Origin of the sequence: Actinomyces urinae, from assembly GCF_900119695.1 — a bacterium.
GTDB classification, from domain to species: Bacteria; Actinomycetota; Actinomycetes; order Actinomycetales; family Actinomycetaceae; genus Gleimia; species Gleimia urinae.
Genome location: NZ_LT632547.1, coordinates 1,078,847 through 1,105,188 on the forward strand (window position 1 = coordinate 1,078,847; position 26,342 = coordinate 1,105,188).

Genomic DNA, 26,342 nt, shown 5'->3' on the forward strand with positions numbered 1-26,342 from the left:
CTACGAGGGAGCCCCTGTATCGTGCTCAACTGCGAGGGAACCTAGGAACCTGCCTCACAGGTTTGCTTACTCGCGTATCAAACTGAGTTGATGCAAGCTTACGCTCGCTAAGCGTTACAAGATCTAAAACCTCATTCGCAATAAACGCCGTAGTTCCACGCGCAATCGAACGAGTAGAAAAGATACCCGCATCAGCTAACTGAGTTAACGCCTCTGAAGCATTCTGAACCGACAAGCCATAAATCTGGCTTGCCGTCTTAACCGTCAAAACCGGAGTGCCCGCAAGCCGCCCCAAAATACGCGCCACGCCCGAATCTGAACGCAACGCGCGCGTGTAATTATTAGCCGCTCGGAAAGCCTCGAGCTGCCCGCGCCACTGCTCAGCCAGTAGCAACAGCTGTGCCCGCAGGTCCTCAGCCTGCGTCACAGCCTCGTCCACCGCCCTCGAAAATATTCTTATCCACTCAGCGATCCGCCTAGCATTCTCGGGCGCTTCAGGCGATCCTTCAAAACGAAGATCGTTCAAAGCGGCTACATACTGTTCTCGAAATGTTGCCAGCACGAGGCTAACCGGCAGCAGGCGACTTGAAGTGAGGCCGCGGCGAGTCAAAACCGTATGGATCAGCGCACGCCCAACACGCCCATTGCCATCAACAAATGGGTGAATAGATTCAAACTGCGCATGAACGAGGGCAGCCTGCACAAGTGGACCGTGCGTCGCACCATTCAGATAAGACAGTAGGTCTTCCAATAAGTCGAGAACAAGGCGTGGCGCCGGCGGCACATATTCCGCGCCGATTGGATGATAGTTCGACGTTCCCACCCAGTTTTGTACCGTTCGGATCCCAACTGCCGGATGATCAGCTCCCAGTAACGCTCTTTGCAGCTGCTCTAAATCGGTGATAGCAACACCCTGCGATCGAGCAAGGCGATCCGATGCCTCTCGAACCACAGTCATATTCCGGGCGACGAGCTTCGCCGCATCCGAGATTCCTCGAATATCCTCTGCTTCACCTATCTCTGCCAAAGCGACCTGTTTTGCCGCGGGCACGATTCCTTCGATTTGCGAGGATGCGATGGCTTCGGAACGCAACAAGAAGCGGGACAAATCTTCAAGCTCTGTGATGCCATCTGCCTGCGCTAGGGCGAGGACGCGGCGCTCAACAGCAGCGATCTCCTCGCTAAGCTGAGGACTGATCGAGACTTGAAGCGTTGTTAACCGGTCAGGCAAGTAATACCAGTACGATCCGCCGCGCCTGTTAGCTCGTCCCGGGAGGGTGGGGTCAGCTTCCCATTTAGCTTCAGTGAAGATACCCATGTTCACCCTTTCCGCTTATCCATTAACAGAGTCGCCAGATTATCACCTTTAAGGGTTAAACATGAATAGAAACCGATTTTCTGCACTTTTAGCGATTAAACATGAACAGCGGATCCGCACATTCACCTTTACGCCCTAACGAGCGCAACCAAATCCGGCTACCCATCAAACCCGCACGCGACCAACTCGGCACCAAGCCGGGGCCTCGAACATAAAAGGAATCCGCCTACTCGCCCTGCTCTATCACCGGGAAGTAATCAATACTCACATATACACGTTCAGTGTTTTGCAGCGTTTCCTCGCGCTCACCCGCATCAGCGAGGCGCTTCTTATGCTCGTCATTTTGACTCATCGCACGTTCCAAAACACTGCGCAACCCTGCAAAAAGCTCATTCTTCTGCTCTTCAGTTAGGCGGAGCACGTTCTGAAAACCAAAGACAACATCATCTCCGCCCGGAGCATTTGCGGCTGCCGCGCGATAGCGACTAACTACCGACGAGTTGCCAACCGAATCATAAAGCTGCTCGATAACAGCACCCAGATCCCTGCCACCGGCTTCAGTGGAAGAATCAACTTTGATGCCTTCTCCTGCAATGCGATACCAAGTCTCACGCGCGTCGCCACCCGGAGCATCAAACTTTTCAACAATTCCTGCTTTTGCCAGTTCGCGAACATGATAAGACACCGAGTTCGGCGCCTCCCCTAGCGCTTGCGCCAGATCACTCACGCGGGCGCCCTCATCATGAAATGCAAGCTGGTACAAAATATCCATCCGCTTTGGATTTGCCAGCGTCTTTAACAAAACTTCGCCGTTAGTCGCCATAAATAAACAATACAGAATATTTTGCGCAAGGTTTCTTGCGCAAACTTATTTGCTGATCTATGGTTGTTGCCATGAGCATCAACGAAGCAACCCATACAAAAACAGAGAACACCGTGGCAGCGAAACCTTTACACCGAAACGCGGACTACCTGAAATGGTTCGTTTCAGACGTCGCGGCAGACGCTGGGAACGCTATAAGAGCTTTCGCTATGCCCCTCATCGGGCTTGCAATCACCGGATCACTCAGCCTTGCCGGAGCCATAGGCGGCGTTTCAATGATCAGCTCCTTACTCATGTACTTGCCCGGAGGAGTAGTGGCCGACCGTGTTGACCGAAAGAAACTACTTGTAGTTGGGCACGGGCTCGGCGTCTTCATTTGGGCAAGCGCCATAGTTGCCTACCTAACCGGCAACCTCAACACGGCCACTTTGTTCGCACTTGCGGCACTATCCGGTCTACGCAGTGGATTCTTTGGCGGAGTCTCCATTCCCGCGCTACGCCAACTCGTACCGGGCGAGCAGCTACCGCGCGCCCTCGCCGCTAATCAAGCGCGAGACGGAGCCATACAGATGGCTTCAGGCCCGGTGGGAGGATTTCTCGTTGCCCTCTCGGTCTGGGCCCCATTTGCAGCGCAAACCATCGGACATGCTATTGCCTGGTTTTTCTCGCGCACTATCAAAGCTGACCTGAGGCCGGGCAGAGCACAAGCCTCAAATGCAACGTCCTTATCAGAAGAAGCCGACGCAACCACCGAAGCACTTCGCGTGCGCGATCAGATTGCGGGAGGCTTCAGATGGTTGAAACACCACCCGACCATCACAACTCTGACCGTACTCGTCGCCATTACCGCGGCTGCACTCAATGGAACCATTCAAACCCTCATCTTGAGTCTTGCCGCAAGTGGCGCAAACGAGGCTCGGATTGGACTTGTATCCACAGCTATCGCTGTTGGAATGATCATCGGATCGCTAATAGCAGGGCGAATAACTAGCCGCATACCCACGGGAAAACTAGCCATCGCCTCCCTAATTTTTGAGGGCGTGGCACTCACTCCCCTGCTTGTGATCGACAACTTCTACGTGGTTCTCATTTTTGTAGCGATCGCAGCGCTGAGTGTGCCCCTATTTAATTCCGCCGCATCGGGGTGGTCCATCGCGCAAATTCCAGAAGATCAAATCGGATCCATCGGGGCAGCAGCCGGCCTCATCAACGCCGGGCTTCTACCTCTTGCACCGATTATGGCTGGAGTTGGACTTGACGCATTCGGATACACCGCCACATTGGCGATGTTCATTGCCTTGAACTTGCTAGCCGGTTGCGCAACCGCGCTCCTGCCCGAATTTCGTAGGGTTGGGATCCCTTCCGAGTGGGGGATTACAGGGCGATAACACTGGATTCCGCGGCCCGGCACACTAGGCCGGGTCGCGCGATATTGGGCAAGACATGCAGCGCGGGCCTCCTCGGCCACGGCCAAGCTCCCCGCCGGGAACCGTCAAAACCTCAACGCCCTGTGCCGAAAGGAACTCGTTGGCAGCCTCGTTCCTGTCATACGCAAGCACCACCCCGGGGCGAACCGCCAGCAGATTACACGAATCATTCCACTGGCCCCGCTCCGCATTTGGCCCCGTCTCCGGCGTCGAAATAAACCGCAAATCCGGCTCCCCCAATGCCTTCGCAAACACGCCATGCATATTCGCCGCATCCTCCACGCGCACATCCAAACCACCGCGCGCACCCCGGCGAATCACAACCGTATCCAACAGTCCCAAATGCTTGTACACCATGAACGTGTCCGGCGAAACCATCGTCATCACCGTATCCAAATGCATCTGAGCGCGCTCCCGCTGCATCATCACGCCCACAACCGTATGCACATCCGGATCCGCAAACACAGCCTGCGCCAAACCCTCCAAACCGGCCGGCGTTGTGCGCTCCGACAACCCCACAAGCAGAACGCCCCTGCCGGGCACCAACACGTCGCCGCCCTCTACCGTTGCGTCACGAACGCTCCACCGCGCCCAAAACTTGAAATTCTCGCCCACAAACCGCGGATTCCAGCCATACACCGCGTTGTAAATAATCGTTTCGCGCCGGCGCGCCCTCATCTGCATCGCATTAACTGACACGCCGCCGTACATCCACATCGACGTATCGCGCGTGAAATACAAGTTCGGCAAACACGGCGCCACCAAATCGTCGCCGTGGAAACGGTGAAAATACGTTGATTCCACGTGGCCAAGCTCGTCTTCAAGCTCCTGCTTAGTTAGCCCATCTATCAGCAAATCCGCCAGGTCATCACTGTCCAACCCCGCCGCGTATTCACGCAGCGCACTCGCCGCACTCACCCCGAAATAGTCATCCAAAAATGCCGCATCTACCGCGTACTTTCTAGCCTCCTCATTACGCAACGCCGCTTTCAACAAGTCATTCAAATACAGGGTCTTCACACCCTGACTAGCAAGCGTTTGCACAAACGCGTTGTGATCACGCCTCGCCTGCGACAACCACAACACGTCATCGAACAACAGTTGTTCAATATTCGAGGGCGTCAGCCGGTCCATCTCTTTACCCGGCCGGTACACGATTACCTCGTGTAACTGCCCAACCTCAGAATAAACACCTAGCGACATCACTAACTCCTTCGGCTTCCTCTATCTTTGCGCAAAAACCGTGCCCCCGCACCGCATGTAAACAAAAGAGGGGACCGGGCAGACACCCGATCCCCTCAAAAAGCCGAAGCTACTTAGACTTGGGCCCCAGTAGCATCGCCGCCCAACCCGAATACACGGACTCGGCATCCGAGGGCTGGAACAAGCCCGCAACCACATCACGATAGAGGCGCGAAAGCTCCCTGGAGTTGTAGTAAGACGAACCACCACACGCGCGCACAGCCTGCTGCACCGAGAACAACGCGGCCTCAACAGCGCGGTGCTTAACTGCCGAAAGCTGCGGCAACCACAAGAAACCGCGATCCTCGAATGCCTCAAACGCGTTAGAAATGTGCTCAATATGCGGGTGGATGCCGTCCATCTCAACCGCCGCCGCGGCGATGATGCGGCGAATATCAGGATCATCCGAATAAGGCGCATCATTCATAACCGAACGACGCTTCTTCACTGTCTCTACCGCAACCTCAACCGCGCGATCGCCAATACCCGCGTAGGTTGCAGCCAGCAAAATCTCAAAGTTCGCGTAAATGCCGAGGAATACCGGGTCGAGCGACGGCCCCTCGTCAATGCGCGCAAGCACCGCGTCCTCATCCGTGTGAGCGCCCTCAAGCACCGTGGAGTTCGACTGCGTGGCCCGCATACCCATCGTGTCCCAGTCATCCAGAATCTGGAAGCCACCGCCCTCGCGCGACAACAATGCGAACACCGACTTCGGACCATCCTCTGAAGCGGAATCGCGCCCAAACGTCATCAGCTTGGTCCACGCCGGAGACAGCGAAGTAAACACCTTCTTGCCATAGAAAGAGTAGCCACCCTGATCGTCAGGGCGCGCCTCGGTTAGCGAACCGAGTAGCACGCGGTCATTGGCCGGCTCTGAAATACCAAATCCGTACAGCTCGCCCGCAGCCGCACCGCGCAGAATCTGCTCGCCCTTCATATTGCCGCGCGAAACCATGTGGCGCCCCAAGCCCACAATAATCTGATGCATATTAATGCCCAGCGCCGTGCCCGGAGCCGCCTTAGCTAGACGCGTCTGTTCCCTTGCAATTTCCGCGAGCGTAAGGCCTGCGCCTCCATACTCTTTTGGCACGAATGCGCCGTAGTAGCCCGCCTCTTTTAGCTCTTCATAGTCTTCAAACGGAAACTCGTTCTCGCGATCATAACGGTCCGCACGCGAATGGATGCGCTCTAGCAAATCCTCATTGAGGAAACCCAATTTGAACTCCTTGCAATAGCTTGTTGGACGCGAATGCGCTCCCCTAAGACTTACACGCTCGCTCAAAGCTTCGCACTATTGGCGCGCCGCCGGCCCCAGGTTGGTGCACAATAACGCCCAATTAGACTAGAGTTAACAGGGTGAATCACACCTCGCCACAACCAGTAGAGCCGCGCAAAACCAGCCCTCGCCTACAGTTTCGAGAGGCACGCCAGCGGCGTCAAAATCTTGCGTTTTCCGTGATCGCCTCGATCATGGTTGCCCTTTCTCTGCTGTCCCTGCTTGTTTTCACAGGCATTTTGCCAACCCCGTTCTTCAACGAGTTTTCACAGGGTAAAGATGAAGCGAAGGCGGGCGAGGTACCGTGTTTCCCTGAAGATTCGAAACCTGCAAGCCTCGACGGCATTCACGCAACCGTCCTAAACGCTACCGGCAGGCCCGGACTGGCAAACTCGATTGCCCAGTCGCTAGAAGAACAGGGCGTAACCATCGACGCGACGGGCAACTACGAAGGCCAGTTTTACGGGACCGTGAAGCTCACGGCCGGGCGCTCCCAAGTGGTAGCCGCCTACACCCTGGCACGCGCGTTCACCGATTCCACGGTCCGCTACGCGCCTTCCGACCCTACCAGCGTCACCATTATTCTGGGCGAACGCTTCACCGACCTGCCAAGTAGCGAGGAAGTCGCGGCGTTACTCTCTAACACCGACCCGCTGAAACAGGTAGAAAACTGCAAGCTGATTCCCGCCGAGGACGAGGCCGAGCAGCCCGGCGAAGAAGAAACCTCGCCCAGCGAAACCGGAACTGAGCAGGCCACAGAACCTGAACCAAGCGAGTAACTCAAACACATAAAGTTGGCGGCTTCCCCATTACGGGAAGCCGCCAACTTTATCTACAGGTCGTTACTGCTGACCTGCACCCTTGTGGCGGGAAGCGTATCCCTCCCACTCAAGATCGGTACCAGCGGGCGCGGAGGCCGGCGAAGCCGCCTCTAGGTTTGTGCCCCGCACCTTCGAAATCCACCTCATCAAATGGTAAACGCCAATCGCAGCTGCAGAGCCAAGCGCAATACCACCAAACTCCATGCCAGCCGGAACCCACGTAAAGTTTGCGATCGCAATAATCATTGCCACTGCCGCGGTATTCAAGTTCACCGGATCAGCAAAATCAACCTGGTTCTGCACCCAAATACGCACGCCCAGCATGCCGATCATGCCGTACAGCACCGTGGCCGCGCCGCCCAGCACACCCGCAGGAATCGTCGAAATGATCGCACCAAACTTAGGAAGCAAAGACAGCGCCAGGGCGAACAGTGCGGCAACCACGTACGCAGCCGTCGAGTACACGCGGGTAGCAGCCATAACGCCAATATTCTCCGCGTAAGTAGTGGTACCCGAACCGCCACCAGAGCCCGCGATCATCGTGGACAGGCCATCAGCAAACAGGGCGCGGCCCGTAATATCATCAAGATTCTGGCCCGTCATAGCGGCAACCGACTTAACGTGACCCACGTTCTCGGCAACCAGCACAAACACCACCGGAACAAACAGACCCAGCGTAGACCAGGCAAACTGCGGCGCGTGGAACTGTGGCAAACCAAACCATGCGGCCTCACCAATAGCGGAATAATCCACCTCGTTCTGAATTGCCGCGGCAGCGTAACCAATCAGCACGCCAATCAGAATCGACAAGCGGCCAATAATGCCCTTAAACAAAACCGTGGTCAACAAGATCGCAACAATCGTAATCACCGACGTGACCGGAGCCTGCTGCACCCAGTTCCACGCGGCCGGAGCAAGGTTAAAACCAATCAGCGCAACGATTGTGCCCGTAACAATCGGCGGCATAACCACGTCAATCCAACGCGCGCCCGCAAAATGCACAATAACGCCAACCATCGCCAGCGTTGCACCCGTTGCAATAATGCCACCTAAAGCAAAAGCCGGGCCCAAAGACTGGGACACGGCCACGATCGGAACGATCAACGCAAACGAAGAACCAAGATAAGACGGAAGGCGTCCGGCAGTAATCGCAAGAAAGAGGAGGGTGCCAATCGCCGTAAAGAACAGCGTCGTGTTAGGCGGGAACCCCGTCAGCAACGGCACCAGGAACGTTGCACCAAACATTGCAACCACGTGCTGCGCGCCAATACCAATAGTGCGAGGCCAAGTCAGACGCTCATACGGCATCACTACCTCACCGGGAGAAATCGACTTGCCATCCCCGTGAAGTCGCCACGAAAAGAACTTTTGAAGCTGGGACCTGCGCCCCGAAGCGGATGTGCTCATGGAATTCCGATCTGTGTTTTGTCACCACGGCTAAACAAACGCTTAGCCCGACCGGAATTCCACGGTATCGCCCGGCCCTCAATCCACCAAACTCGTGTCCAACCCGTGGCCGCCCAGGGTGCGGGCAGAAGTCATCTAAAATCAACAGCCCCTCATTTAGCCGCGACATTTTGCGGTTTTTCGCGCTTACAATGGGAAATAGGGTGATCTGAAGTGACTAATTACACGCAACTTAGCGAAACGAACCAGGCAAAAGTTGATGCGCTTGCGGGCATGATGCGCGAAAACACCACCGCCATCATCGCAGGCGCAGGCATGTCCACCGACGCGGGAATACCCGACTATCGCGGCACGGGATCCTCCGGCGGCCAAACCGTGGACTTCGACCTATTCATGTCGGATCCGAAGTGGCAGCGCTGGGTGTGGCAGCGCAACCAAGAAACCTGGAAGACCGTTGCCGGCTTATCCCCCACCCGCGCACACCTGGCCGTTGCCGCTCTGCAAAAGGCCGGATATGTAAATGGCATCGCCACGCAAAATGTAGATGGGCTCGACGTGCGAGCCGGCATCGACCGCCCCGCCCTTCTACACGGAACCTTCGATACCGCGGACTGCGTCATGTGCGGCGCCAACTATCCGCGCAGCGAGGTTGACCAGTGGCTGCGCAAACTAAACCCCGACGTCGTGGATGATCCTGATCCGGCGCACGTGGCAATCCTCGCCAACGTGGACGAGGCTGGCGCGGGCGCCTCAACTTTCAAGGTTGCACCGTGCCCAAAGTGCGGCGGCCCGCTAAAACCCTCGGTGGTATTTTTCGGTGAGATGCTACCCGCAGACGCCATGGACCTGGCTTTCCAATACGCACGCGAGGCAGGCGTGCTGCTAGTAGTTGGCTCCTCGATGATCGTGGGGACCGGCGTGTGGGTAGCACAAGAGGGGTTGCGCAATCCCGGCACCAAACTCGTCGTGGTAAACCGCGGACCCACACAGGTTGACGCCTATGCCGATCTGCGGATAGAGGGAGGGGCATCGCAAATCCTCACCGCCGTTGCCGAAAAGCTCGGCGTGGAGGTTTAGCGCTTCGCAAGCCTACTGGACCCAGGGGAACTGATCTTCGGGCAAGAATCCCTTATCGGTTGTCGTCCAGCCCTGCCGCGACACCGCAAATCCCTGGCCCGTCTTCACATTCCAGCACGAAATCCCGTTGAACTGCGACCCGCACGCAACGTCCCCGGACTTGCCGAACTGGCCGTAATCCATCTTCGTCGTGCCCTCCGCATTCACGCGCAACGAACAATCGCGCTTCACGCCCTCCGCGTTTGCCACAACCGTTACAAAACCGCCCCCGCACGCGCCTCCTTGGCCTTGCATTCCCTCCTCGGTTTCCAGCACAGTGCAAGCCACTGATCCGTCCGTTAGTTTGCAAAGAATATTTCCCGAGGGTGCGGAGATCAGTTCTAAATTCTTAGCCTCGTTCGGAGCTTTAAACTTAATCTCCGCGGCCGTGGTGGCCTCTTCCGACGTCTCCGTGTCCGAGGGCGCAGTGGCAGTCTCCGACTCTATGGGAGAAGTAGTAGAAGTAGTGGAACTAGTAGAGGGCTTCGGTTCCGGGGCGTTAGGCGCGCCCATCAGTAGCTTCGCGGCCACAAACACCAAAGGAATGGCAATAGCAAGGAGCACAATCGCAACGAGTAGCCCCTTCTTACTCGGATCTTGCTGCGAGTCTTCCTCACTTGTATCCGCAGTCTGCGTCGCGTCGGGCACCGGCACCTGCGAGCTCGCACCAGTTGCCGCGCTGGCCGCGAGCCAGTTGCCGCGCTGGCCGCGAGCGGCGCACCCGCCGGATCAGAGGGGTAGAGCGGACCGGATTCCTCACGCTGCTTCAGAGCAGCTTTTAGGGCCTCGTCATCGAATTGGCTCAGCCACTCCAAAAGACCCGGATAGGTAGACGGGTTCAGCGCGATCACCGGACGCAACTTCGGGTATTCAAAAGCAAGCGTGCGCAAAACTTCCAAACTCGTTGCCGGGTTGGCGGCAATCTGGGCTAAATCCGGTCTTTGCGGTGAAGAAGTCGGATCGGTGTTCATGCGAGTCCTCTTTTTGGACGAAATATCTGACTTAGCCAGTATTCCATGAACCTAGTGAATTTCTAGCGTTTAGGCAGGGCGAACAACGAAGGATTCAAATCCAAGAGCGCCGATATCGCGAGCGAGCGCGTCGAACTGATCCTGCCATCCGGGCAGATCCGCCTGGAAATTGTCGGGCGCCCCTTCTGCCCTTGCCTGCTGGAGAGCGAAGGATTGCACACCCGCCTCCAAGCAGCCGCGCGCAACTTCGAGCTCATCGCCAGACGAGGCGGGGAACGCCGTCAAGCGCACTTCGTAGTCAAAGCCCTGCTCGCGGGCGTGGCGAAGCAGGATGCGCAGTGACTCCCACGCCTTCTCACCCGAGTTAGGCCGCCCCACAACGCGAGGATAGTTCTGCGCGGTGGCTTTCACATCCATGCCCACCCAATCAATCAGGCCGGTGCCAAGCAACTCATCAAGCAGCTTCGGGTACGGCCCGGCAGTGTGCAGGCCAACCTCGAAACCCATCTGTTTCACCTCTGCCGCGGCGGCGGGCAGGGCGCGCTGGCGCGTGGCTTCTCCCCCGGAAAACACCACGCCATCGAGCAGGCCTTGGCGCCGGCGCATCAAAGCAACTACCTCGTCCCACGCAACAACGCCTGGCACACGCGTGTCAATGATCGCGTGATTATGGCAGTACCCGCACGCCCATGGGCACCCCTGCGTGAACACCGTGGCAACAAGTTTGCCCGGCCAATCCACGGTAGACATGGGCGCAAGACCCGCAATCTGCAGGTCCCGCGCGTCCGCCTGCGACACTATGCTTGCGCCTCCAGCTGCGCCTTTTGTGCAACGCGAGAGCGTAGCGGACCGTGCTCACTTGCCGCCTGCTCAGTGAACATCTGGCGTTCCTTGTACTCCGACTGCTTGCCAGTGTTAAACGATGTTACGGGGCGGAAGTAGCCCATAACCCTCGTCCACACCTCGCATGTCTGCTCAAGTCCGCGATCTGCACACTTAGGGCAATCAAAGTGTTCGCCCGCGAGATAGCCGTGCGTGGGGCAGATCGAGAAGGTCGGAGTGATCGTAATGTAGGGAACCTTGAACGCGGCCAGCGAGCGGCGCACCAGTTCCTTGCAAGCCTTCGCAGAGGAGACTCGCTCGCCCATGTACAGGTGCAGCACCGTGCCGCCCGTGTATTTGCCCTGCAACTCCTCCTGCATTTCGAGGGCCTCAAACGGATCATCCGTGTAACCGGCCGGCAGCTGCGAAGAGTTCGTGTAGTAGGGCGCGTCCGGCGTGCCCGCCTGAATGATGGTGGGGAAGCGCTTTTGGTCCTCGCGCGCCAGGCGGTAAGTGGTGCCCTCCGCGGGCGTGGCCTCCAGGTTGTACAGGTTGCCCGTGCTCTCCTGAAGATGAACCATGCGCTCATTCACGTGATCGAGGATGCGCGCCGCCATGTCGTGGCCATACTCGCTCGTAATGTCATGTTCATCCAGCGTGAAGTTGCGAACCATCTCGTTCATGCCGTTCACGCCGATAGTGGTGAAGTGGTTATCCAACGTGCCCAGGTAGCGCTTGGTGTAGGGGAACAGGCCGTTATCCATGTAGTGCTGCACAACCTTGCGGCGCTTCTCCAGCGTGTCAGAGGCAATGTCGATCAGCTGGTCCAAACGCTTGTACAAGCCGTCCTCATCACCCGCAAACAGGTATCCGAGGCGGGCCATATTGATCGTCACAACGCCAATCGAACCGGTCTGTTCTGCCGATCCAAACAGGCCGTTCCCACGCTTGAGTAGTTCGCGCAGATCGAGCTGGAGTCTGCAGCACATCGAGCGAATCATGCCCGGATCAAGGTCCGAGTTCAAGAAGTTCTGGAAGTAGGGCAGGCCATACTTCGCAGTCATCTCAAACAGCAGATCCGTGTTCTCGCCCTCCCAATCAAAATCGGGCGTGATGTTGTAGGTGGGGATCGGGAAGGTGAACACGCGCCCGTCCGCGTCACCACCCGTCATGACCTCCATGAACGCGCGGTTAATCATGTCCATTTCCGCCTGCAGGTCACCGTAGGTGAAGTCGCAAAGATCATCGCCAATGAGGGGCGTTTCGTTCTTCAGATCCTCCGGACAGGTCCAATCAAACGTCAGGTTCGTAAACGGGCACTGCGAACCCCAGCGCGAGGGCACGTTCAGGTTGTAAATGAGCTCTTGCATGTTTTGCAAGACGTGCTCGTAGCTCATGTTGTCCAGGCGCACGAAAGGTGCCATGTAGGTGTCGAATGAGGAGAATGCTTGCGCTCCGGCCCACTCATTTTGCAAAGTGCCCAGGAAGTTTACGATCTGGCCGCAGGCGGACGAGAAGTGCTTGGGCGGCGCGGATGCGATAGCGCCCGGAACCCCGTTGAAGCCCTCTTGCAGGAGTTGCTTGAGGGACCATCCGGCGCAGTAGCCCGACAGCATGTCGAGGTCGTGAATATGAATGTCACCCTCGCGGTGCGCAGCGCCGGCCTCGGCACTGAAAACACGCGTGAGCCAGTAGTTTGCAACCATTTTTCCGGCCGTGTTGAGAATGAGGCCGCCCACGGAATAATCCTGGTTTGCGTTCGCGTTTACACGCCAGTCAGACTGATCCAAATACTCGTCGATGGTTGAGATTGCGTCCACGTTGTAAACCGGCACAGCGCCATTTTCTGAGTGCATACTCGCTCACTGCTTCCTTTTTGGGTTGGGGTTTCGCTTCGTTACGTAAGAGTTGGCGCATGAGATCGAAAACGCACCACAACCCCTACATGTTGTGTAGTTACACTGTTGCAACTACTAGATAGGGGGTCAATTCGTATATCGTTTCGGCGTGGCGCGGATTCTGAACCGATTTTCGAGGCGAAGCAGAACCCGCTTTTCCTAACATTTCGGGCAATTCTGGACCCCACCCAAAAACCCGCCTTGCACGTGGGTACGATTAACAAGAACACAATCGCCGTTTTCTGCATCGCGCGCATGTGCAGTGCATCACAACACCCGCAGAGAGGGGAAACATGAGGACTTCCAGAATCCAAAACTACGGCGTCAACGAGTACGCACCCGCCTCGGACCGATACGACAACGTGGAATACCGTCGTCTGGCCAAAACCGGCCTGCAACTGCCTCCCGTCTCACTTGGCTTTTGGCACAACTTCGGCGATGACAAGCCGCTACAAACCCAGCGTGACATCGTTCGCCGCGCGTTCGACCTGGGCGTGAACCACTTCGACCTCGCCAATAACTACGGTCCTCCATTTGGTAGTGCAGAGAAGAATTTTGGCCGCATACTGCACGAAGACCTGCTTCCCTACCGCGACGAGCTCATCATTTCTTCCAAAGCCGGCTGGGATATGTGGCCTGGCCCCTACGGCATTGGAGGTTCTCGTAAGTACCTGACGGCCTCGCTGGATCAGTCTTTGCAACGCATGGGCCTGGACTACGTGGACATTTTCTATTCTCACCGCCCTGACGGCGACACTGACCTTGAAGAAACCATGCTTGCACTCCACAGCGCGGTCAAGGCCGGCAAAGCACTATACGTGGGTATTTCTTCATACTCGCCAGAAGATACGATGCGGGCGCAAGCCATTATGCGCGACCTGGGTACGCCGCTGGCTATTCACCAGCCGTCCTACTCAATGTTGAACAGGTGGATTGAGGAGGGCGAGCCGAACCTGATCGAGACGTGCGCGCGCGAAGGCATGGGCATGATCGTGTTCAGCCCGCTGGCGCAGGGCCTTCTTACCGACCGCTACCTGAACGGCATTCCTGCGGATTCGCGGGCAGCTGCAGGTAAGTCGCTCAGCCGCGACATGCTTCGTGAAGAGAACCTGGATCACGTGCGCAAGCTGTCAAAGATCGCCGAGCAGCGCGGCCAGACGATGGCCCAGATGGCTATCTCTTGGGTGCTCCGCGACCAGAATGGCTACAGCGTGGATTCGGCCCTGATTGGCGCTTCTTCGGTGAAACAGCTGGAGGAAAACCTCAAGGCCACCGAAAACCTGGAGTTCAGTGACGAAGAAATCGAGCAGATCGACCAGTACGCGGTTGAAGCCGGCATCAACATTTGGCGCGGCGCTACAGATTCAACCAAGAAGTAGCACCTGCTCCAGATAGCGTGAGCGAGGCCGGGTGCGTCCCGGCCTCGTTTCATGCGCGCTTGCGCCCGGTTTGAAGGTAGACCACGAGGTTGATGGCCAGCACAACCAGGGCGGCGAGTATTGCGCACGTGCCGGCGGCGTAAATGTGGGCAAGTGCGCGAGATCCAGCGGCTAAAGCATCTACCGGCACTCCCTGTGAAACGTGTGAGAGCGTTGTCGTCAACTGATCGCGCTTAATCACAAACGCAGTAATCAGCAGAACGAGGACTATCAAAGAGCCTATGATTGCCCCAGTATTTAGGCGGTCTGAGGGCGGGCTGGGTTCCTCCTGCGGCGCAAGCGCCATTGCCCACATGAACGCCACCAGGATGCCTCCGATAACGTCGAGGGGCCGGTGCCAGCCGAGGATAACTATTGAAATGACCAGGCCGGCCACAACAAACGACAGCACGAACCCCGTGATTGAACGGATTTCACGCGGCAGCACAACCGCGAGTGCCAACGCTAGTGACACGAGGAGCGTGGTGTGTCCAGATGGGAATGAGTTGGGCAGGTCGAAGCCGATCCCTAGATAAGGGCGGTGTAGCAGGTAGGTTTTCAGCACCTGCGTCATCAGGTTTGCGCCGAGTATCATCACGCCGGCGCGCAACGCGAGCGCGAAGCGTCCTCGCACGGCCGCAATCAGCATGATTACGCCCGCGGCAATCGCAACGGTATACAGCGAGATCGAGTTGGTCAGTACGCCATTAACCCAGTCGAAGCTGGAGGCGCGCTGCATCGCAACGTCCAAAGCCGCCTGATCTAAAAGTTGGCCCAGGCTCGTATACAAGCCTCCAATGGCCAGCAGAAGTAGCGCTAGGAGCGCACCAAAAGTGAGGACGACGCGTAGCGTGCGCCGACTATTCGCTGTGAATATCGGGGTTTGCACCTGGTCACTCACTCTTGTTCCCTCCACGTGTTACCAGTGAACAATAATCTCATCCCGCCCCACTTGATTCGATTCGACGCGCGCGAGCGATCCACCTCACCTAACCTGTTATCAGATCAAAAGAGTTTGAGGCTGATACGAGGAGAGTGGCAGTGACGGCGGAAATCCCATCGCTAGTAACACCAGAACGCGTCCGACATTTCCTGTGCGAGCTTGATAACTCAGAAGATGGGTTCGACATTCACGAAAATGGTGAGCATGAGTTCGTGTTTGCGGCGCAGACGGGCCTCATTTTTGTAAACTTCTCGTCGCCGTCAATCCTGCAGATTCGCGGGCTTTGGCGCGGAGTTTCAAAGTCCGAGGACGATTTTGGATTGCTCACTCAGCAGGTGCACGCATGTAACGTGCAACGCTCTGGCCCCAAAGCCTATCTGGTTCCCATCAAGGAGGCCGCCGAGTTCAGCGTAGGAGCAGAATCCAGCCTCGTGATTTCAAAGGGTGCCACCAAGGCGCAAATGACAGATTTTTACGAGACGGCGCTGACCATGGTGCTCGGCTATTTCCAAGATTTAGAAAAAGCTCTTCCTCACCTCGTTGATGCATCGAGCGATGAACAGGAGGTAGGCCGATGACTTTGCACGTGGTATCAGATGACCCGAAGGTTCCCTCACCGGTAACGTTTGAGCGCATCGGGCAAGTGGTTGAGTCGATGGGCACCTCTTTTGAAGTGTTCGAGGAGGAAGGCTTTGGCCTGGCGAACTTCTCGGGCTTCCCGTTCCAGTTTGCTTTCACCACCGCGGGTAAGTTCTTGTCGGTTCGGATTTTGTGGAAGACGGATCTGCCAATGTCGATGCAGGCGATGGCAACTCTGTTCACGGCTTCGGATCAGTGGAACCGGGAACGCTACTTCCCCACGATTTACACGCTTGTAAATGACGGCATGATTGAGGTTTGTGCGGATTACATTTGCTCGGTGGATGCGGGCATGAACGAGGAGCAGCTGGTGGATAACATTTCCGCTGGTGTGGCCTCTGGCATGGATGGCATTAACTTCATGCAGTCGATAGCTAGGGGCGTTGCAACGCAGTTAGCGAATTAGTGATGGGCGGGCCGGCGGAGTCAATGGCGCAGCGCCTTTTGGGCGCACTGTCTTCGATTGCGGGTACAAGCGACCGCCTGGTTTCCATCCTGACCGTACCGGGGCGCGAGGAGCGTCTAGCTGATTGGCCCGAGTGGGCGCATACGCGTGTGGTGGCCAGTTATGAGCGGATGGGGATTAAGCGGCCGTGGTCGCACCAGGCGCAGGCCGCTACCGCCGCCTATGAGGGTTGGCATACCGTGATTTCGACGGGCACGGGATCGGGCAAGTCACTTGCCGCTTGGCTGCCGATTCTCTCCACAATCGAGGAGGGCTCTGGCACTCGACTTTCGCAGATGCGACACCGGCCCACCGCCCTGTACTTGGCACCAACAAAGGCGCTGGCAGCGGACCAGTTGCAACATTTGCAGACCGTGATTGCAGGTGGCAAGGAGCCTCTTTCGGTGCGCATCGGCACGGCTGACGGGGACACACCTCGCGAAGCGAAGGATTGGGCCCGCGGGTTTGCCGACGTAATCCTCACAAACCCGGACTATTTGCACCACGTCCTCCTGCCCGGGCATGAGCGTTGGACGCGCCTGCTGTCTGGCCTGCGGTTCATAGTGATCGACGAAATGCACTATTGGCGCGGCGTTACCGGCGCCCACATCGCCCTCGTTCTGCGCCGCCTGCTGCGCATTGCCCGCCACCTTGGCGCGGATCCAACTGTCATCATGCTCTCGGCAACCGTTTCTGAGGCCGAACGCACTGCCGCGAATCTGATTGGCGTTCACGAGGGCGAGGTTGTGTGGGTGACGGAAGACGGTTCGCCGTCCGGCCCGCAAGACCTGGTGCTCTGGCAGCCGGCATTCATGGCGCCAAAAGACGTGCCGATTGAAGACTTCCTGGCTGCCGTCGAGGCCGAGGGGGAGGAAACCCGCGTGCTCTTAGCGGGCATGCAGCGCCGGTCCGCAACCTCGGAGGCCGCTATCTTGATGGCCGAAATGGTGCAACGCGGTGCGAAACTGCTGACGTTTGTGCGCTCGCGGGCGGCGGCAGAATCGGTTGCGGTGAAGGCGCGGGACGTGCTGTCAACGCGGGCACCGCAACTGATGTCTAAAGTGGCGTCTTATCGCGGCGGATATTTGCCGGAGGAGCGTCGCGCTTTAGAAACCTCGCTTCGCACGGGCGCGGTGGCCGGGCTGGCAACCACTAACGCGCTGGAGCTCGGCGTTGATGTTTCTGGCCTGGACGCGACGATCACGGCCGGTTGGCCAGGTACGCGCGCATCGCTGTGGCAGCAGGTGGGGCGTGCGGGCAGAGCCGGCGCACACGGAGTTTCAGTGCTGATTGCCTCGGATAATCCGCTTGATTCTTTCATAATCCACAATCCCAACCTGATTTTGGAGGCAGCCGAGGCCACCACGTTTGACCCGGCAAATCCGTACGTTTTGACACCGCACCTGTGCGCGGCGGCCAGTGAACTTCCGCTAACTGAGGCGGATTTGGAACTGTTTGGGCTGAAGTCGACAACGGTTTTTGACGCGTTGGCGCAGCAGGGTTACCTGCGCAGGCGCCCAAGCGGATGGTATTGGAACGTGGCGCTACCGATGCGCGCTCACGACCTGACGGAGCTGCGCGGTAGTGCAATGGAGGTGCAGGTAGTGGAGGAAGCTACGGGAACCGTGATTGGCACCGTGGCGTCAGACCAAGCTAGCGCGCAGGTGCATCCGGGTGCGATTTACGTACATCAAGGCCGCACCTTCCAAGTCACGGAGCTGACTTCGCAGCCCACAGTTGCGGGTGGTGCTTTGCGCGGCACTGGTTCGGGTGCAACCAGCGCGGGCACGGGTGGCACTCGCGTGGCTTTGGTACGCCCAGTGGTGACCGACTTGCGCACTCGTCCAACGGTGCAGTCTCGCGTGCAGATCCTGAATGCCGCGGACACTTGGACCGATGGCGCGGTTACGTGGAGTTTTGGCGAAGTGGAAGTGTCTTCCCAAGTCACCGACTTTGACACGCTGCGCCTGCCCGGCCTGCAATTCATCTCGAACACCAAGTTGGACATGCCGGTCCAAAAGCTGCTGACCATGTCCGTGTGGTGGCAGATAGATGAGGCCGTGGCTGCAAAACTCGGTGTGCCAGCTGCGGACCTGCCCGGCGCCCTGCACGCAGCTGAGCACGCCTCTATCGGCATTTTGCCGTTGCTAGCAACGTGTGACCGCTGGGATTTAGGCGGCCTATCCGCGGCCGACCACGAGCAGACGGGAACGCCCACGGTTTTTGTACACGACGCCTACCCCGGGGGCGCCGGTTTTGCCGAGCACGCTTGGAAGAATGCTTACGAGTGGGTGCGGGCAACCCTCAACGTGATCGAGGCTTGCCCATGCGAAGACGGCTGCCCTTCCTGCGTGCAATCACCCAAGTGCGGCAACCGCAACGAGCCACTGTCTAAATCGGGAGCCCGCACCCTCTTGCGCCATCTGATCGAGCACTGCCCCGCCTAGCCGGCCCCACGTTGCCCCTAATGCCGTGCGAAGCTCGGCGTGCGCTGAGTGCCTCCATGTAACTAGATTTGCGAGGACGCAGCCCGGGCATCCTCCTCAATGGTCAAACTGAACCTGGCTGATGACCTGAGGGTTCTTGGGGCCGGCCCGCGAGCGCACATGTACGTCATATGAGGACACCCGCACTCTCGCTGCGGTAACAACGTCGAGCCCGTCAGCGACGCAACTGGTCAGCGCGATGCCATTGCTTGCACACACTTGGCTCACCACCGCGCACGGATCAGTCCCGTAGGTGGCGCCAACTGAATCGATCAATGCGGACGCGCCAGCTAGCGTGGCTAGGTCTAGAGCCGCCTGCGCCCTAGTTTTTGCGGCCAAAACTCCAAGTGCAAGTGCCGCCACGGCCGCAATCATTACCAGAGCTGTCGCAACCGCAATCGCCCTCACGGTGGCGTTTCCAGCCTCGCTGTGTGCACTCCTCTTAGAAGCCCAATGTTGCGCCGCAGCGGATAATCCGCGGGCCACACGCTGGCTACCGCCCCGAGTGAGCACCGCCGTGTTTGCCGCTTTCATAGCCGCCCCTCCCTCCTCATCACGGCGCGAAGCTGGACTCTTTTTGCACGGAAACCTCACACCGAATCGGCAGTGGTAGGACGCCCGGAGACATCGCCGCGGTTACCGTGGCGCCTGCTCCCGCGTGCGCGATCGACACGCTTGCTTCGCGTGATACCGACTGGACTGCCAAGCTAGACGCCTGCGCGTCACTCATGCCAACGGACACTGCCCGAGCAGCTGTTCGCGCCGCGTGGCATGCCTGGCCCTGGCTAGTTGCGGCTGACACTCCTGCAATCATCAGAGCAAAAACTGCGAGAAGTGCGGGGATGGTAACCGCGGTTTCAGCTGTCACCATCCCCGCCTCGCCCTCGAACCTAGACACTGAGCGCCGACTGGATGATTGACGTGAGCATTGACTTGATCGCCCCGGATTTGAGCACCGCCAGCAAAACTCCAGCGAACGCGACCGCCGCCAAAATACCCACCGCGTATTCCGCGGTAACAAAACCACCCTCATCAAAATCACGCCGCGCGCCATCTATATCTCCGCGCATACAGCGACCCTGCCAATAGGGCGCAAACATTCGCATGGAAATTCTTTTTTGTGGTGACATATTTTCCCTCCTTCTTGATATGTCACCGGAACTTTCTCGCACCCGTAATCCGCATTCGAGGTCACCTTGCGGACGCTGTGGACAGGCGCCGGCGCGGCGCGCTTGTGGGTAGCCTTCCACCTGGAGATACGGCAAGGCCGCCCCGGCGGATGCCCTGGGCGGCCTCAAAAATCAAACTACGTTTAGCCGTGCACGTGCAGGTAAGCGTCAATGAAGTTTTCAACGCCCCCGTGGTTGTGGTGGCCAATGACGCCGCGAGCGATCTCCTTCACCTCATCGCGCGCGTTCTCCATCGCAATGGGCCAGCCGGTTTCAGGCATCCAATGCACGTCATTGCCGCCGTCACCAAATCCCGCAACACGCTCCAGGTCCCAACCCAGCTTGTCGGCCACAATGTGTAGCGCCTTCTTCTTGCCTTCACCGGGCGAAACGATCTCAAAGTAGTTATCCAAAGATCGTTGCAAATCCGGGAAACGCTCAAGAAGCTCCGGAGTCAGCTGGTCAAGCACCTGCGGATCGGGATGGGCGTACATGATTTTCAAAATGAGGTCCGGATCAATCTGATCGATGTCCTCAATCCGCACGGCTAGCCCCTCATTCGCGTCCTTCAAGAACCGGGCAGAAAAGTCGTCACGATCAGAAACCATTGAGTCGAACAGGAAAAGAGTGATCGACAGGTCGTGCTTACGGCCAAGATCGATGAGGCCGCGCGAAAACTCCGGATCCATAGGGCGCTGGTACAAGATTTCGTCTGTTTCACAGTCTCCCACTACCGCTCCGTTTGAGGCTACGACAATGCCCGGGCAGTGCGCGTCATGGAGAATCTTCGAGGCAGCCGGGTAAACACGTCCAGTTATGATTACTGGCTGAACTCCAGCATTTGCGAGGCGAGCCAGCGCGCTGATTGTGCTTTTTGGAACGTACGAGCTTGCATCTGCAAGCGTGCCATCCACGTCAAATGCCATCGCGTCCACGCGCCCCATGGCGCGGGCCAGACGAATCAGAGAGTCTCGGTCAGATCCAACGAATGAGGTATCAGGCTTCATAGCGCCGAGTATAGGCGAACTTTGGCAACGAATTGGAAAGTTCTAAAGCTTTTTCTCAAACGTAGTATCGCATATATCATTTTCTTGATAACTTGGTGGCGTTGAATGCAACAAGCGATCAACGATGGCTGGCAAGGTCAAAGGAGATTAAAGCCATGGCAGATCTAGTTATAGGCATTGATATTGGCACCGGTTCCACTAAAGGCGTGCTTTCAGACACCAAGGGCAACGTGCTCTACTCGGAAGTAGTTAGGCACGAAACCTCATTCCCCAAGCCGGGATGGGCAGAACACGATGCGGACGCAGTGTGGTGGTCCGACGTTGTTAAGATTTGCCGCGAACTCGCAACCCGCGCAAAGGGCGACGTAGCAGGTCTTTGTATTTCGGGCATTGGCCCCGTATTTCTCGCCGCTGACGAGCGCGGCACGCCGCTGCGCAATGCAATCCTCTATGGCGTTGACACCCGCTCTTCTAAGGAAATCGACGAGCTCACCGAACGTTACGGCGAAGAGGCCGTGCTGAAGAAGTGTGGCAACGGCATGACGTCCCAGTCCGTGGGCCCGAAGATCGAATGGGTTAAGCGCAACGAGCCCGAGGTTTGGGCCAAGACTCGCCGCTTCCTGATGGCACACACCTACTGTGTGTTCCACCTGACGGGCGAATACGTACTAGACCACCTGGCCGCATCCATGTGTGAGCCTCTCTACTCGCCATTTACCAACGACTGGGTAGACGAGTGGGTAGAAGACATTTGCGACGATCTTCCAATGCCGCGCCTGATGTGGTCCAACGAGATTGCTGGTCACATTACCGATAACGCTGCTCGCATCACCGGCCTGCGCCCCGGAACTCCCGTGGCCGTTGGCTCCGTTGACGCATTCGTTGAAGCGCTATCGGTAGGCGTGCGCCAGCCGGGTCAAGTCATGCTGATGTACGGCTCCACCATGGTGGCAGTGCAGATCTCAGACCGCGCTCTCGAGGGCCCGTCGCTGTGGTCTTGCGCAGGCCTGCTCGAAGGCACCTCGAACCTATCGGGCGGCATGTCAACCACCGGCTCTCTCACCACGTGGATCAGCGAACTCACCGGCCTCGGATATGACGAGCTCTCTGAGCTCGCTGCACAGTCCAAACCCGGATCGAACGGCCTGATCATGTTGCCTTACTTCTCGGGCGAACGCACACCTATTGCAGACCCGGATGCGCGCGGCCTGCTGGCCGGCCTGAACCTGACGCACAAGCAGGGCGACATTTACCGCTCCGCGCTTGAAGCTACTGGTTTTGGCTCTCGCCACCTGCTGGAAACGATCCGGGGCTGCGGCGGCCAAGCAAGCGAATACTGGGCTGTTGGCGGCGGAACCACCGGCGGGCTCTGGCCCCAAATCATGTCCGACATTATCGGCATTAAGCAGTACATCCCCGAGGTAACCATCGGCGCCTCCTACGGTGACGCACTACTCGCTGCAATGGCCGCCGGGTGCGCAGATGAGACCACCGTTTGGAACCGAGCTGAGCGCGAAATCGTGCCAAATAAGGACAACCTCGAGCTCTACTCAGAAATGTTCCAAACCTACCTCGACCTGTATCCGGCAACGGCTCCGATGAGCCACAAGCTTGCCGATATTCAGCGTCGATAAGGAGAAAACCCATATGAAAATTCCAGCCGTTGCGTATGGCACATGGAAGCTAGATGACGCGCACGCAGCCACTTGCGTAGCACGTGCAATTGGCGACGGCTACCGTATGGTCGACACCGCGCAGCGCTACCACAACGAATACGGAGTAGGGCAAGGCGTCCTAAACTCCGGCGTGGAGCGAGAAGAGGTACTTGTTGCCTCAAAACTGCGCGGTGGCGACCAAGGGTTAGACCAGGCTAGACGCGCATTTTTTGCCACGCTAAGAAACCTTGGGCTGGACTACATCGACCTGTACCACATTCACTGGCCCCTACCGCGCCTAGGGCTCTACCTAGAGTCTTACGAGGCGCTCATGCAGCTACGTGAAGAAGGTTTCATCAAGAACATTGGCGTGTGCAACTTCCCCATCGCGTACCTGCAAAAAATCCGCGAGGAGTTCGGCGAATACCCGGCAGTGAACCAGTTCGAGGTACACCCTGGGTTTGCGCAAATAGACCTCGTGAATTTCTGCCTTGAAAACGACATTGCACCGCAAGGTTGGGGAGTTATTGGACGAGGCAAAGGCCTTCTTGAACACCCTGAAGTCAAGAAGATTGCCGCTGAGCACTCTTGCTCGCCCGCGGCAGCGTGCATCGCGTGGGCTTGTGCCCGCGGAATCTCATCGGTAGCTAAGTCCGCAAACCCAGACAGATGGAAAGACAATCTTTCGGCCCCGCGCATCAAACTAAGCGAAAACAATATGCGCACGCTCGATCAGATCAGCGTTGGCCGACTCGGGAAAGACCCCGAAGTAGACGAAGAATATTAGGAGGAAACATGACCGGCAAGAACATTCGACTATCACGAATTTTTGACAGTAAGACCAACAGGTCGTTCATTGTGGCATTCGACCACGGCCAGTCTCTACCAATCCCCGACGGGCTGGGCAATCCCGTAGATTTGCTTGAAAGAATCGTTGAGGGCAACCCCGAGGGCATCCTCCTAAACCGCGGAATGCTGGAGCAGGGAGCACACCTCTTTGGCCGGCGCGGCGGCCCCGAACCGATCCTGCGCGTGGACTGGACCACCCTGGACCCGAACATGAAGAAGGAGATGGGAGAGGCGTACCGGGTTCTCACCACTCCTCAAGAGGCCCTTGAACTTGGCGCCACCGCCGTATGCATGTACCTGATCGGACGCCCCGTTGCAGACGGTATGTTCTACGACAACGTCCAGGAAGTCGCTCATTTTATTGCGGAAGCTCATCAGATTGGCCTTCCCGTGATTGTTGAGGCAACCCTGTGGGGCCTGCGAAACGAAGACCAAAAGGACCCCAAGCTTCTGCGCCAGATGTGCCGCATTGCCGCTGAGATCGGTGCTGACGCTATCAAGACCGAATACGTGGGCGATGTTGAAGCTGAACGCACCTTGATTGAAGAGGTCGGTAACATTCCAGTGCTAACCCTGGGCGGCTCCGCAGCTGACCGCAGCGAAGTTAGCCGCCTAGCTGGCGAGGCCATCGAGTCGGGCGCTCGCGGCCTGATCTACGGCCGCAACGTCTGGCAGGTAGAAGATATGGCCGGCGTCATGAAGGAACTCTCTGCGATTGTTCACGGTGATGCCAAGTGAAAGCCGCGGTTTTTGCAGGACCTGGACAGCTCGAACTAAGAGAAATTGAGAAGCCTAGCGCAGGTGCCGACGGCCTTGTTCTTCGCGTGGGCGCGAACACCGTGTGCGGCACGGATGGGCGCATTCTCCGCGGTGAAAAGACCGCGGGCATCGACCTTGGGATAGTCCTCGGACATGAAATCTCGGGGTACGTTGAAGAGGTTGGCTCCGAAGTTGAAGGTTTCGAAGTTGGAGACCTGGTAGGCGTCCTCCCAACCGTGCCGTGCGGACAGTGCACCTACTGCCGCCGCGGGATGGAACACCTGTGCATCGACTCCAAGATTTTCGGATACGCAATCAACGGCGGCCTGGCCGAGTACATTCGTATCCCCGCCGAAGCGTTGCAACGAGGTGGCGTGTTTAAAGCACCGTCACATCTAAGTGCCGTTGAGGTTGCTTTGGCCGAACCGCTTGGCTGCGTGATTAATGGCGCGCACAACTACCAGCCCGGCATTGGAGACACCGTTCTCATCGCGGGTGCGGGACCAATCGGTTTGCTACACATCCAGGTGTGCCGCCTGGCGGGAGCCAGCAACATCATTGTTTCTGACCCGTCAGAGTCGAGGCGTGAGTTCGCCAAGAAGATGGGTGCCACGCACACGGTAGACCCCACACAGACCGACATTGCCGAGTTTTGCAAGAATCTAACCGACGGGGAAGGCGCAGACGTTGGCGTGATCTGTATTGGCAGGCCTGAACTTGTTGAGGACGTACTTTTGTGCATGCGCAAGGGCGGTCACGTGAACGCTTTCGCGGGCTTCTCTAAGGTCGCAAAAGCGCAGATCGATCCGAACCTCATTCACTATCGCGAACTCGTTATCACCGGTGCGTCCAACGCGGGCCGTGCAGCGCACGAAAAAGCGCTACGCCTTATCGGTGAGGGTAAAATAGATGTGAAGTCTTTGCACACTCACACGTTTGAGCTTGCAGACGTTCATGAAGCTATTACCGTGGCGGCTAATGGCACCGGAATCAAGGTGGCGGTAGTCCCACACAAGAAGTAATGAGGGCTGTTTGAAAAAGCTAAGTGCACAAGAGCGCCGGAAAGCTCGGCTTGTAGGCGCCGTGCTCGAAGCTGGCGGCCTAGACGTCGAGGAGCTTGCAGAGCTCCTCGACGTCTCCGTTGTCACCGTCTACCGCGACGTCTCCCAGCTGGTCAGCGAAGGGCTGGTTAGTCTGGGCCGCGGGTACGTAGAGCCGGCGGAATCAACAGTTGTAGACCTTTCCTCCATGCTCCGATCCGGCATTTTGACCGAGGTTAAGGAATCGTTTGCCCCGGTGATTAGCGAACTGATTCCGCGTGCTTCATCCCTATTGATTGACGACTCCTCCTCGTGCCTGCCTGCGCTTCACGAACTGACGGGGCGCTCTCCTCTCACAGTCATTACAAACTCACTGGCCGTGGTGCAGGCGGTGGGGCGAGCCCCCATGGTAGAGCTACATTGCTTAGGCGGGCGCTATTCGCCGTGGTCAAACTCGTTTTATGGGGCGCGCACAGTTGCCGAGGTGGAACGTTTTCGCGCCGACTTCTGCCTGATGTCGGACACGGCTATCACCGACGGAGCGGTTTACAACCCGTACGACTACGTAGCGGAAACGAAGCAGGCGATGCTACGGGCCGCGCAGGTTCGGATTCTGGTGGCTGATCATACGAAGTTCACTCGCCGCGCACTGTGCAAGACGGCTGAACTTGGCGACTTTGACTACCTGATTACCGACGTTGAACCATCACGTTCCGTACTGGAAATCTGCCGAGAATCGGGCACCGAACTGATCGTCGTGTCCCAAACTGCGACGCAAAGCGACGAGGACGATCCGGCCGACGCGTAGGTG

General features: G+C 57.7%; 25 protein-coding genes and 1 pseudogene. 12 read left to right on the forward strand and 14 right to left on the reverse strand.

What is annotated here, in order from left to right; all coding sequences use genetic code 11:
• Positions 1-25: 25 nt before the first annotated feature.
• Together BQ7114_RS06265 and BQ7114_RS06270 are read right to left on the reverse strand one after the other, a co-directional pair.
• The gene (locus BQ7114_RS06265) at positions 26-1,318 is read right to left on the reverse strand and encodes a Fic family protein (protein WP_072343328.1); all 1,293 of its coding nucleotides are present in this window, start codon (positions 1,316-1,318) and stop codon (positions 26-28) included.
• A 226-nt stretch (positions 1,319-1,544) separates the two neighbouring features.
• The gene (locus BQ7114_RS06270) at positions 1,545-2,141 is read right to left on the reverse strand and encodes an ArsR/SmtB family transcription factor (RefSeq protein ID WP_070665083.1); all 597 of its coding nucleotides are present in this window, start codon (positions 2,139-2,141) and stop codon (positions 1,545-1,547) included.
• A 71-nt stretch (positions 2,142-2,212) separates the two neighbouring features.
• On the opposite strand from BQ7114_RS06270, the gene BQ7114_RS06275 reads away from it, so the two are divergent.
• The gene (locus BQ7114_RS06275; RefSeq protein ID WP_230205988.1) at positions 2,213-3,529 is read left to right on the forward strand and encodes an MFS transporter; all 1,317 of its coding nucleotides are present in this window, start codon (positions 2,213-2,215) and stop codon (positions 3,527-3,529) included.
• 24 nt (positions 3,530-3,553) lie between these two features.
• Here BQ7114_RS06275 and BQ7114_RS06280 read toward each other — a convergent pair whose 3' ends face one another.
• Both BQ7114_RS06280 and BQ7114_RS06285 read right to left on the reverse strand, forming a co-directional pair.
• Positions 3,554-4,771: an arginine deiminase gene (locus BQ7114_RS06280; protein WP_072343332.1), complete on the reverse strand. Its 1,218-nt coding sequence runs from the start codon at positions 4,769-4,771 to the stop codon at positions 3,554-3,556.
• A gap of 109 nt (positions 4,772-4,880) precedes the next feature.
• Complete coding sequence (locus BQ7114_RS06285; RefSeq protein WP_072343336.1) at positions 4,881-6,026, reverse strand: acyl-CoA dehydrogenase family protein; 1,146 nt, start codon at positions 6,024-6,026, stop codon at positions 4,881-4,883.
• A 140-nt stretch (positions 6,027-6,166) separates the two neighbouring features.
• On the opposite strand from BQ7114_RS06285, the gene BQ7114_RS06290 reads away from it, so the two are divergent.
• Positions 6,167-6,865, forward strand: a complete 699-nt coding sequence (locus tag BQ7114_RS06290; RefSeq protein ID WP_143236809.1) for a LytR C-terminal domain-containing protein — start codon at positions 6,167-6,169, stop codon at positions 6,863-6,865.
• A 63-nt stretch (positions 6,866-6,928) separates the two neighbouring features.
• Here the strand turns inward: BQ7114_RS06290 and BQ7114_RS06295 are convergent, their stop codons facing one another.
• Positions 6,929-8,314, reverse strand: coding sequence for a uracil-xanthine permease family protein (locus BQ7114_RS06295; protein WP_072343343.1), 1,386 nt, complete (start codon positions 8,312-8,314; stop codon positions 6,929-6,931).
• A gap of 213 nt (positions 8,315-8,527) precedes the next feature.
• Between BQ7114_RS06295 and BQ7114_RS06300 the strand changes: the two genes are divergently transcribed.
• A complete protein-coding gene (locus tag BQ7114_RS06300; protein ID WP_230205989.1) occupies positions 8,528-9,391 on the forward strand; it encodes an SIR2 family NAD-dependent protein deacylase in 864 nt (287 codons plus the stop codon).
• Positions 9,392-9,403: 12 nt separating this feature from the next.
• Here BQ7114_RS06300 and BQ7114_RS06305 read toward each other — a convergent pair whose 3' ends face one another.
• The 4 genes and pseudogenes from BQ7114_RS06305 to BQ7114_RS06315 form a co-directional block, all read right to left on the reverse strand.
• Positions 9,404-10,078 (reverse strand): hypothetical protein, encoded by a 675-nt coding sequence (locus BQ7114_RS06305; protein ID WP_143236810.1) that lies wholly within the window; start codon positions 10,076-10,078, stop codon positions 9,404-9,406.
• A gap of 122 nt (positions 10,079-10,200) precedes the next feature.
• Positions 10,201-10,401 (reverse strand): annotated as a pseudogene (locus BQ7114_RS09155) (variant leucine-rich repeat-containing protein); the annotation flags it as partial.
• 69 nt (positions 10,402-10,470) lie between these two features.
• Positions 10,471-11,199, reverse strand: a complete 729-nt coding sequence (locus BQ7114_RS06310; RefSeq protein WP_072343349.1) for an anaerobic ribonucleoside-triphosphate reductase activating protein — start codon at positions 11,197-11,199, stop codon at positions 10,471-10,473.
• Positions 11,199-13,079 carry a ribonucleoside triphosphate reductase gene (locus tag BQ7114_RS06315; protein ID WP_072343352.1) on the reverse strand — a complete coding sequence of 627 codons (1,881 nt, stop codon included), beginning with the start codon at positions 13,077-13,079 and terminating at the stop codon, positions 11,199-11,201. Before BQ7114_RS06315 ends, BQ7114_RS06310 begins: the two co-directional genes overlap by 1 nt.
• 335 nt (positions 13,080-13,414) lie before the next feature.
• Between BQ7114_RS06315 and mgrA the strand changes: the two genes are divergently transcribed.
• The gene (mgrA, locus tag BQ7114_RS06320; protein ID WP_072343355.1) at positions 13,415-14,500 is read left to right on the forward strand and encodes an L-glyceraldehyde 3-phosphate reductase; all 1,086 of its coding nucleotides are present in this window, start codon (positions 13,415-13,417) and stop codon (positions 14,498-14,500) included.
• A 49-nt stretch (positions 14,501-14,549) separates the two neighbouring features.
• On the opposite strand, the gene BQ7114_RS06325 is transcribed toward mgrA, so the two are convergent.
• Entirely contained in the window at positions 14,550-15,440 is an 891-nt protein-coding gene (locus BQ7114_RS06325) for a phosphatase PAP2 family protein (protein ID WP_072343359.1), read from the reverse strand.
• 140 nt (positions 15,441-15,580) lie between these two features.
• Here BQ7114_RS06325 and BQ7114_RS06330 point away from each other — a divergent pair, with 140 nt between their 5' ends.
• Genes BQ7114_RS06330 through BQ7114_RS06340 form a run of 3 tightly spaced genes read left to right on the forward strand, consistent with a single transcriptional unit; the run spans position 15,581 to position 19,013 of the window.
• On the forward strand, positions 15,581-16,060 hold the full coding sequence (locus BQ7114_RS06330; RefSeq protein ID WP_230205990.1) for a YbjN domain-containing protein: 480 nt from the start codon (positions 15,581-15,583) through the stop codon (positions 16,058-16,060).
• On the forward strand, positions 16,057-16,527 hold the full coding sequence (locus tag BQ7114_RS06335; RefSeq protein ID WP_072343363.1) for a YbjN domain-containing protein: 471 nt from the start codon (positions 16,057-16,059) through the stop codon (positions 16,525-16,527). Before BQ7114_RS06330 ends, BQ7114_RS06335 begins: the two co-directional genes overlap by 4 nt.
• Positions 16,528-16,550: 23 nt before the next feature.
• Complete coding sequence (locus BQ7114_RS06340; RefSeq protein ID WP_083431838.1) at positions 16,551-19,013, forward strand: DEAD/DEAH box helicase; 2,463 nt, start codon at positions 16,551-16,553, stop codon at positions 19,011-19,013.
• 96 nt (positions 19,014-19,109) lie between these two features.
• Here BQ7114_RS06340 and BQ7114_RS06345 read toward each other — a convergent pair whose 3' ends face one another.
• From BQ7114_RS06345 to BQ7114_RS06360, 4 genes are all read right to left on the reverse strand, one after another.
• Positions 19,110-19,586, reverse strand: a complete 477-nt coding sequence (locus tag BQ7114_RS06345) for an Rv3654c family TadE-like protein (RefSeq protein ID WP_072343369.1) — start codon at positions 19,584-19,586, stop codon at positions 19,110-19,112.
• A 19-nt stretch (positions 19,587-19,605) separates the two neighbouring features.
• Positions 19,606-19,920, reverse strand: a complete 315-nt coding sequence (locus BQ7114_RS06350; RefSeq protein WP_195906728.1) for a TadE family type IV pilus minor pilin — start codon at positions 19,918-19,920, stop codon at positions 19,606-19,608.
• A 22-nt stretch (positions 19,921-19,942) separates the two neighbouring features.
• Entirely contained in the window at positions 19,943-20,122 is a 180-nt protein-coding gene (locus BQ7114_RS06355; protein ID WP_034510621.1) for a DUF4244 domain-containing protein, read from the reverse strand.
• 242 nt (positions 20,123-20,364) lie between these two features.
• Positions 20,365-21,228 carry a Cof-type HAD-IIB family hydrolase gene (locus BQ7114_RS06360; RefSeq protein WP_072343381.1) on the reverse strand — a complete coding sequence of 288 codons (864 nt, stop codon included), beginning with the start codon at positions 21,226-21,228 and terminating at the stop codon, positions 20,365-20,367.
• A gap of 155 nt (positions 21,229-21,383) precedes the next feature.
• On the opposite strand from BQ7114_RS06360, the gene BQ7114_RS06365 reads away from it, so the two are divergent.
• From BQ7114_RS06365 to BQ7114_RS06385, 5 genes are read left to right on the forward strand one after another with little or no spacing between them, the layout of a single operon-like run.
• Positions 21,384-22,862: an FGGY-family carbohydrate kinase gene (locus BQ7114_RS06365; protein WP_072343386.1), complete on the forward strand. Its 1,479-nt coding sequence runs from the start codon at positions 21,384-21,386 to the stop codon at positions 22,860-22,862.
• A 13-nt stretch (positions 22,863-22,875) separates the two neighbouring features.
• Complete coding sequence (locus tag BQ7114_RS06370) at positions 22,876-23,670, forward strand: aldo/keto reductase (protein ID WP_072343390.1); 795 nt, start codon at positions 22,876-22,878, stop codon at positions 23,668-23,670.
• An 8-nt stretch (positions 23,671-23,678) separates the two neighbouring features.
• On the forward strand, positions 23,679-24,470 hold the full coding sequence (locus tag BQ7114_RS06375) for a class I fructose-bisphosphate aldolase (protein ID WP_034510547.1): 792 nt from the start codon (positions 23,679-23,681) through the stop codon (positions 24,468-24,470).
• Positions 24,467-25,513 carry a zinc-binding dehydrogenase gene (locus BQ7114_RS06380; protein WP_072343396.1) on the forward strand — a complete coding sequence of 349 codons (1,047 nt, stop codon included), beginning with the start codon at positions 24,467-24,469 and terminating at the stop codon, positions 25,511-25,513. The genes BQ7114_RS06375 and BQ7114_RS06380 overlap by 4 nt, the downstream gene beginning before the upstream one ends.
• Before the next feature lie 10 nt (positions 25,514-25,523).
• On the forward strand, positions 25,524-26,339 hold the full coding sequence (locus BQ7114_RS06385; RefSeq protein WP_072343402.1) for a DeoR/GlpR family DNA-binding transcription regulator: 816 nt from the start codon (positions 25,524-25,526) through the stop codon (positions 26,337-26,339).
• Positions 26,340-26,342 lie beyond the last annotated feature (3 nt).

What these genes read in the sequence shown, in the direction of transcription:
- BQ7114_RS06370 (WP_072343390.1), top strand. Translation starts at nt 22,876, where the DNA reads ATGAAAATTCCAGCCGTTGCGTATGGCACATGGAAGCTAGATGACGCG.
- BQ7114_RS06375 (WP_034510547.1), top strand. Translation starts at nt 23,679, where the DNA reads ATGACCGGCAAGAACATTCGACTATCACGAATTTTTGACAGTAAGACC.
- BQ7114_RS06335 (WP_072343363.1), top strand. Translation starts at nt 16,057, where the DNA reads ATGACTTTGCACGTGGTATCAGATGACCCGAAGGTTCCCTCACCGGTA.
- BQ7114_RS06340 (WP_083431838.1), top strand. Translation starts at nt 16,551, where the DNA reads ATGGCGCAGCGCCTTTTGGGCGCACTGTCTTCGATTGCGGGTACAAGC.
- BQ7114_RS06315 (WP_072343352.1), bottom strand. Translation starts at nt 13,079, where the DNA reads ATGCACTCAGAAAATGGCGCTGTGCCGGTTTACAACGTGGACGCAATC.
- mgrA (WP_072343355.1), top strand. Translation starts at nt 13,415, where the DNA reads ATGAGGACTTCCAGAATCCAAAACTACGGCGTCAACGAGTACGCACCC.
- BQ7114_RS06345 (WP_072343369.1), bottom strand. Translation starts at nt 19,586, where the DNA reads ATGAAAGCGGCAAACACGGCGGTGCTCACTCGGGGCGGTAGCCAGCGT.
- BQ7114_RS06280 (WP_072343332.1), bottom strand. Translation starts at nt 4,771, where the DNA reads ATGTCGCTAGGTGTTTATTCTGAGGTTGGGCAGTTACACGAGGTAATC.
- BQ7114_RS06365 (WP_072343386.1), top strand. Translation starts at nt 21,384, where the DNA reads ATGGCAGATCTAGTTATAGGCATTGATATTGGCACCGGTTCCACTAAA.
- BQ7114_RS06270 (WP_070665083.1), bottom strand. Translation starts at nt 2,141, where the DNA reads ATGGCGACTAACGGCGAAGTTTTGTTAAAGACGCTGGCAAATCCAAAG.
- BQ7114_RS06355 (WP_034510621.1), bottom strand. Translation starts at nt 20,122, where the DNA reads ATGCGCGGAGATATAGATGGCGCGCGGCGTGATTTTGATGAGGGTGGT.
- BQ7114_RS06275 (WP_230205988.1), top strand. Translation starts at nt 2,213, where the DNA reads ATGAGCATCAACGAAGCAACCCATACAAAAACAGAGAACACCGTGGCA.
- BQ7114_RS06360 (WP_072343381.1), bottom strand. Translation starts at nt 21,228, where the DNA reads ATGAAGCCTGATACCTCATTCGTTGGATCTGACCGAGACTCTCTGATT.
- BQ7114_RS06295 (WP_072343343.1), bottom strand. Translation starts at nt 8,314, where the DNA reads ATGAGCACATCCGCTTCGGGGCGCAGGTCCCAGCTTCAAAAGTTCTTT.
- BQ7114_RS06265 (WP_072343328.1), bottom strand. Translation starts at nt 1,318, where the DNA reads ATGGGTATCTTCACTGAAGCTAAATGGGAAGCTGACCCCACCCTCCCG.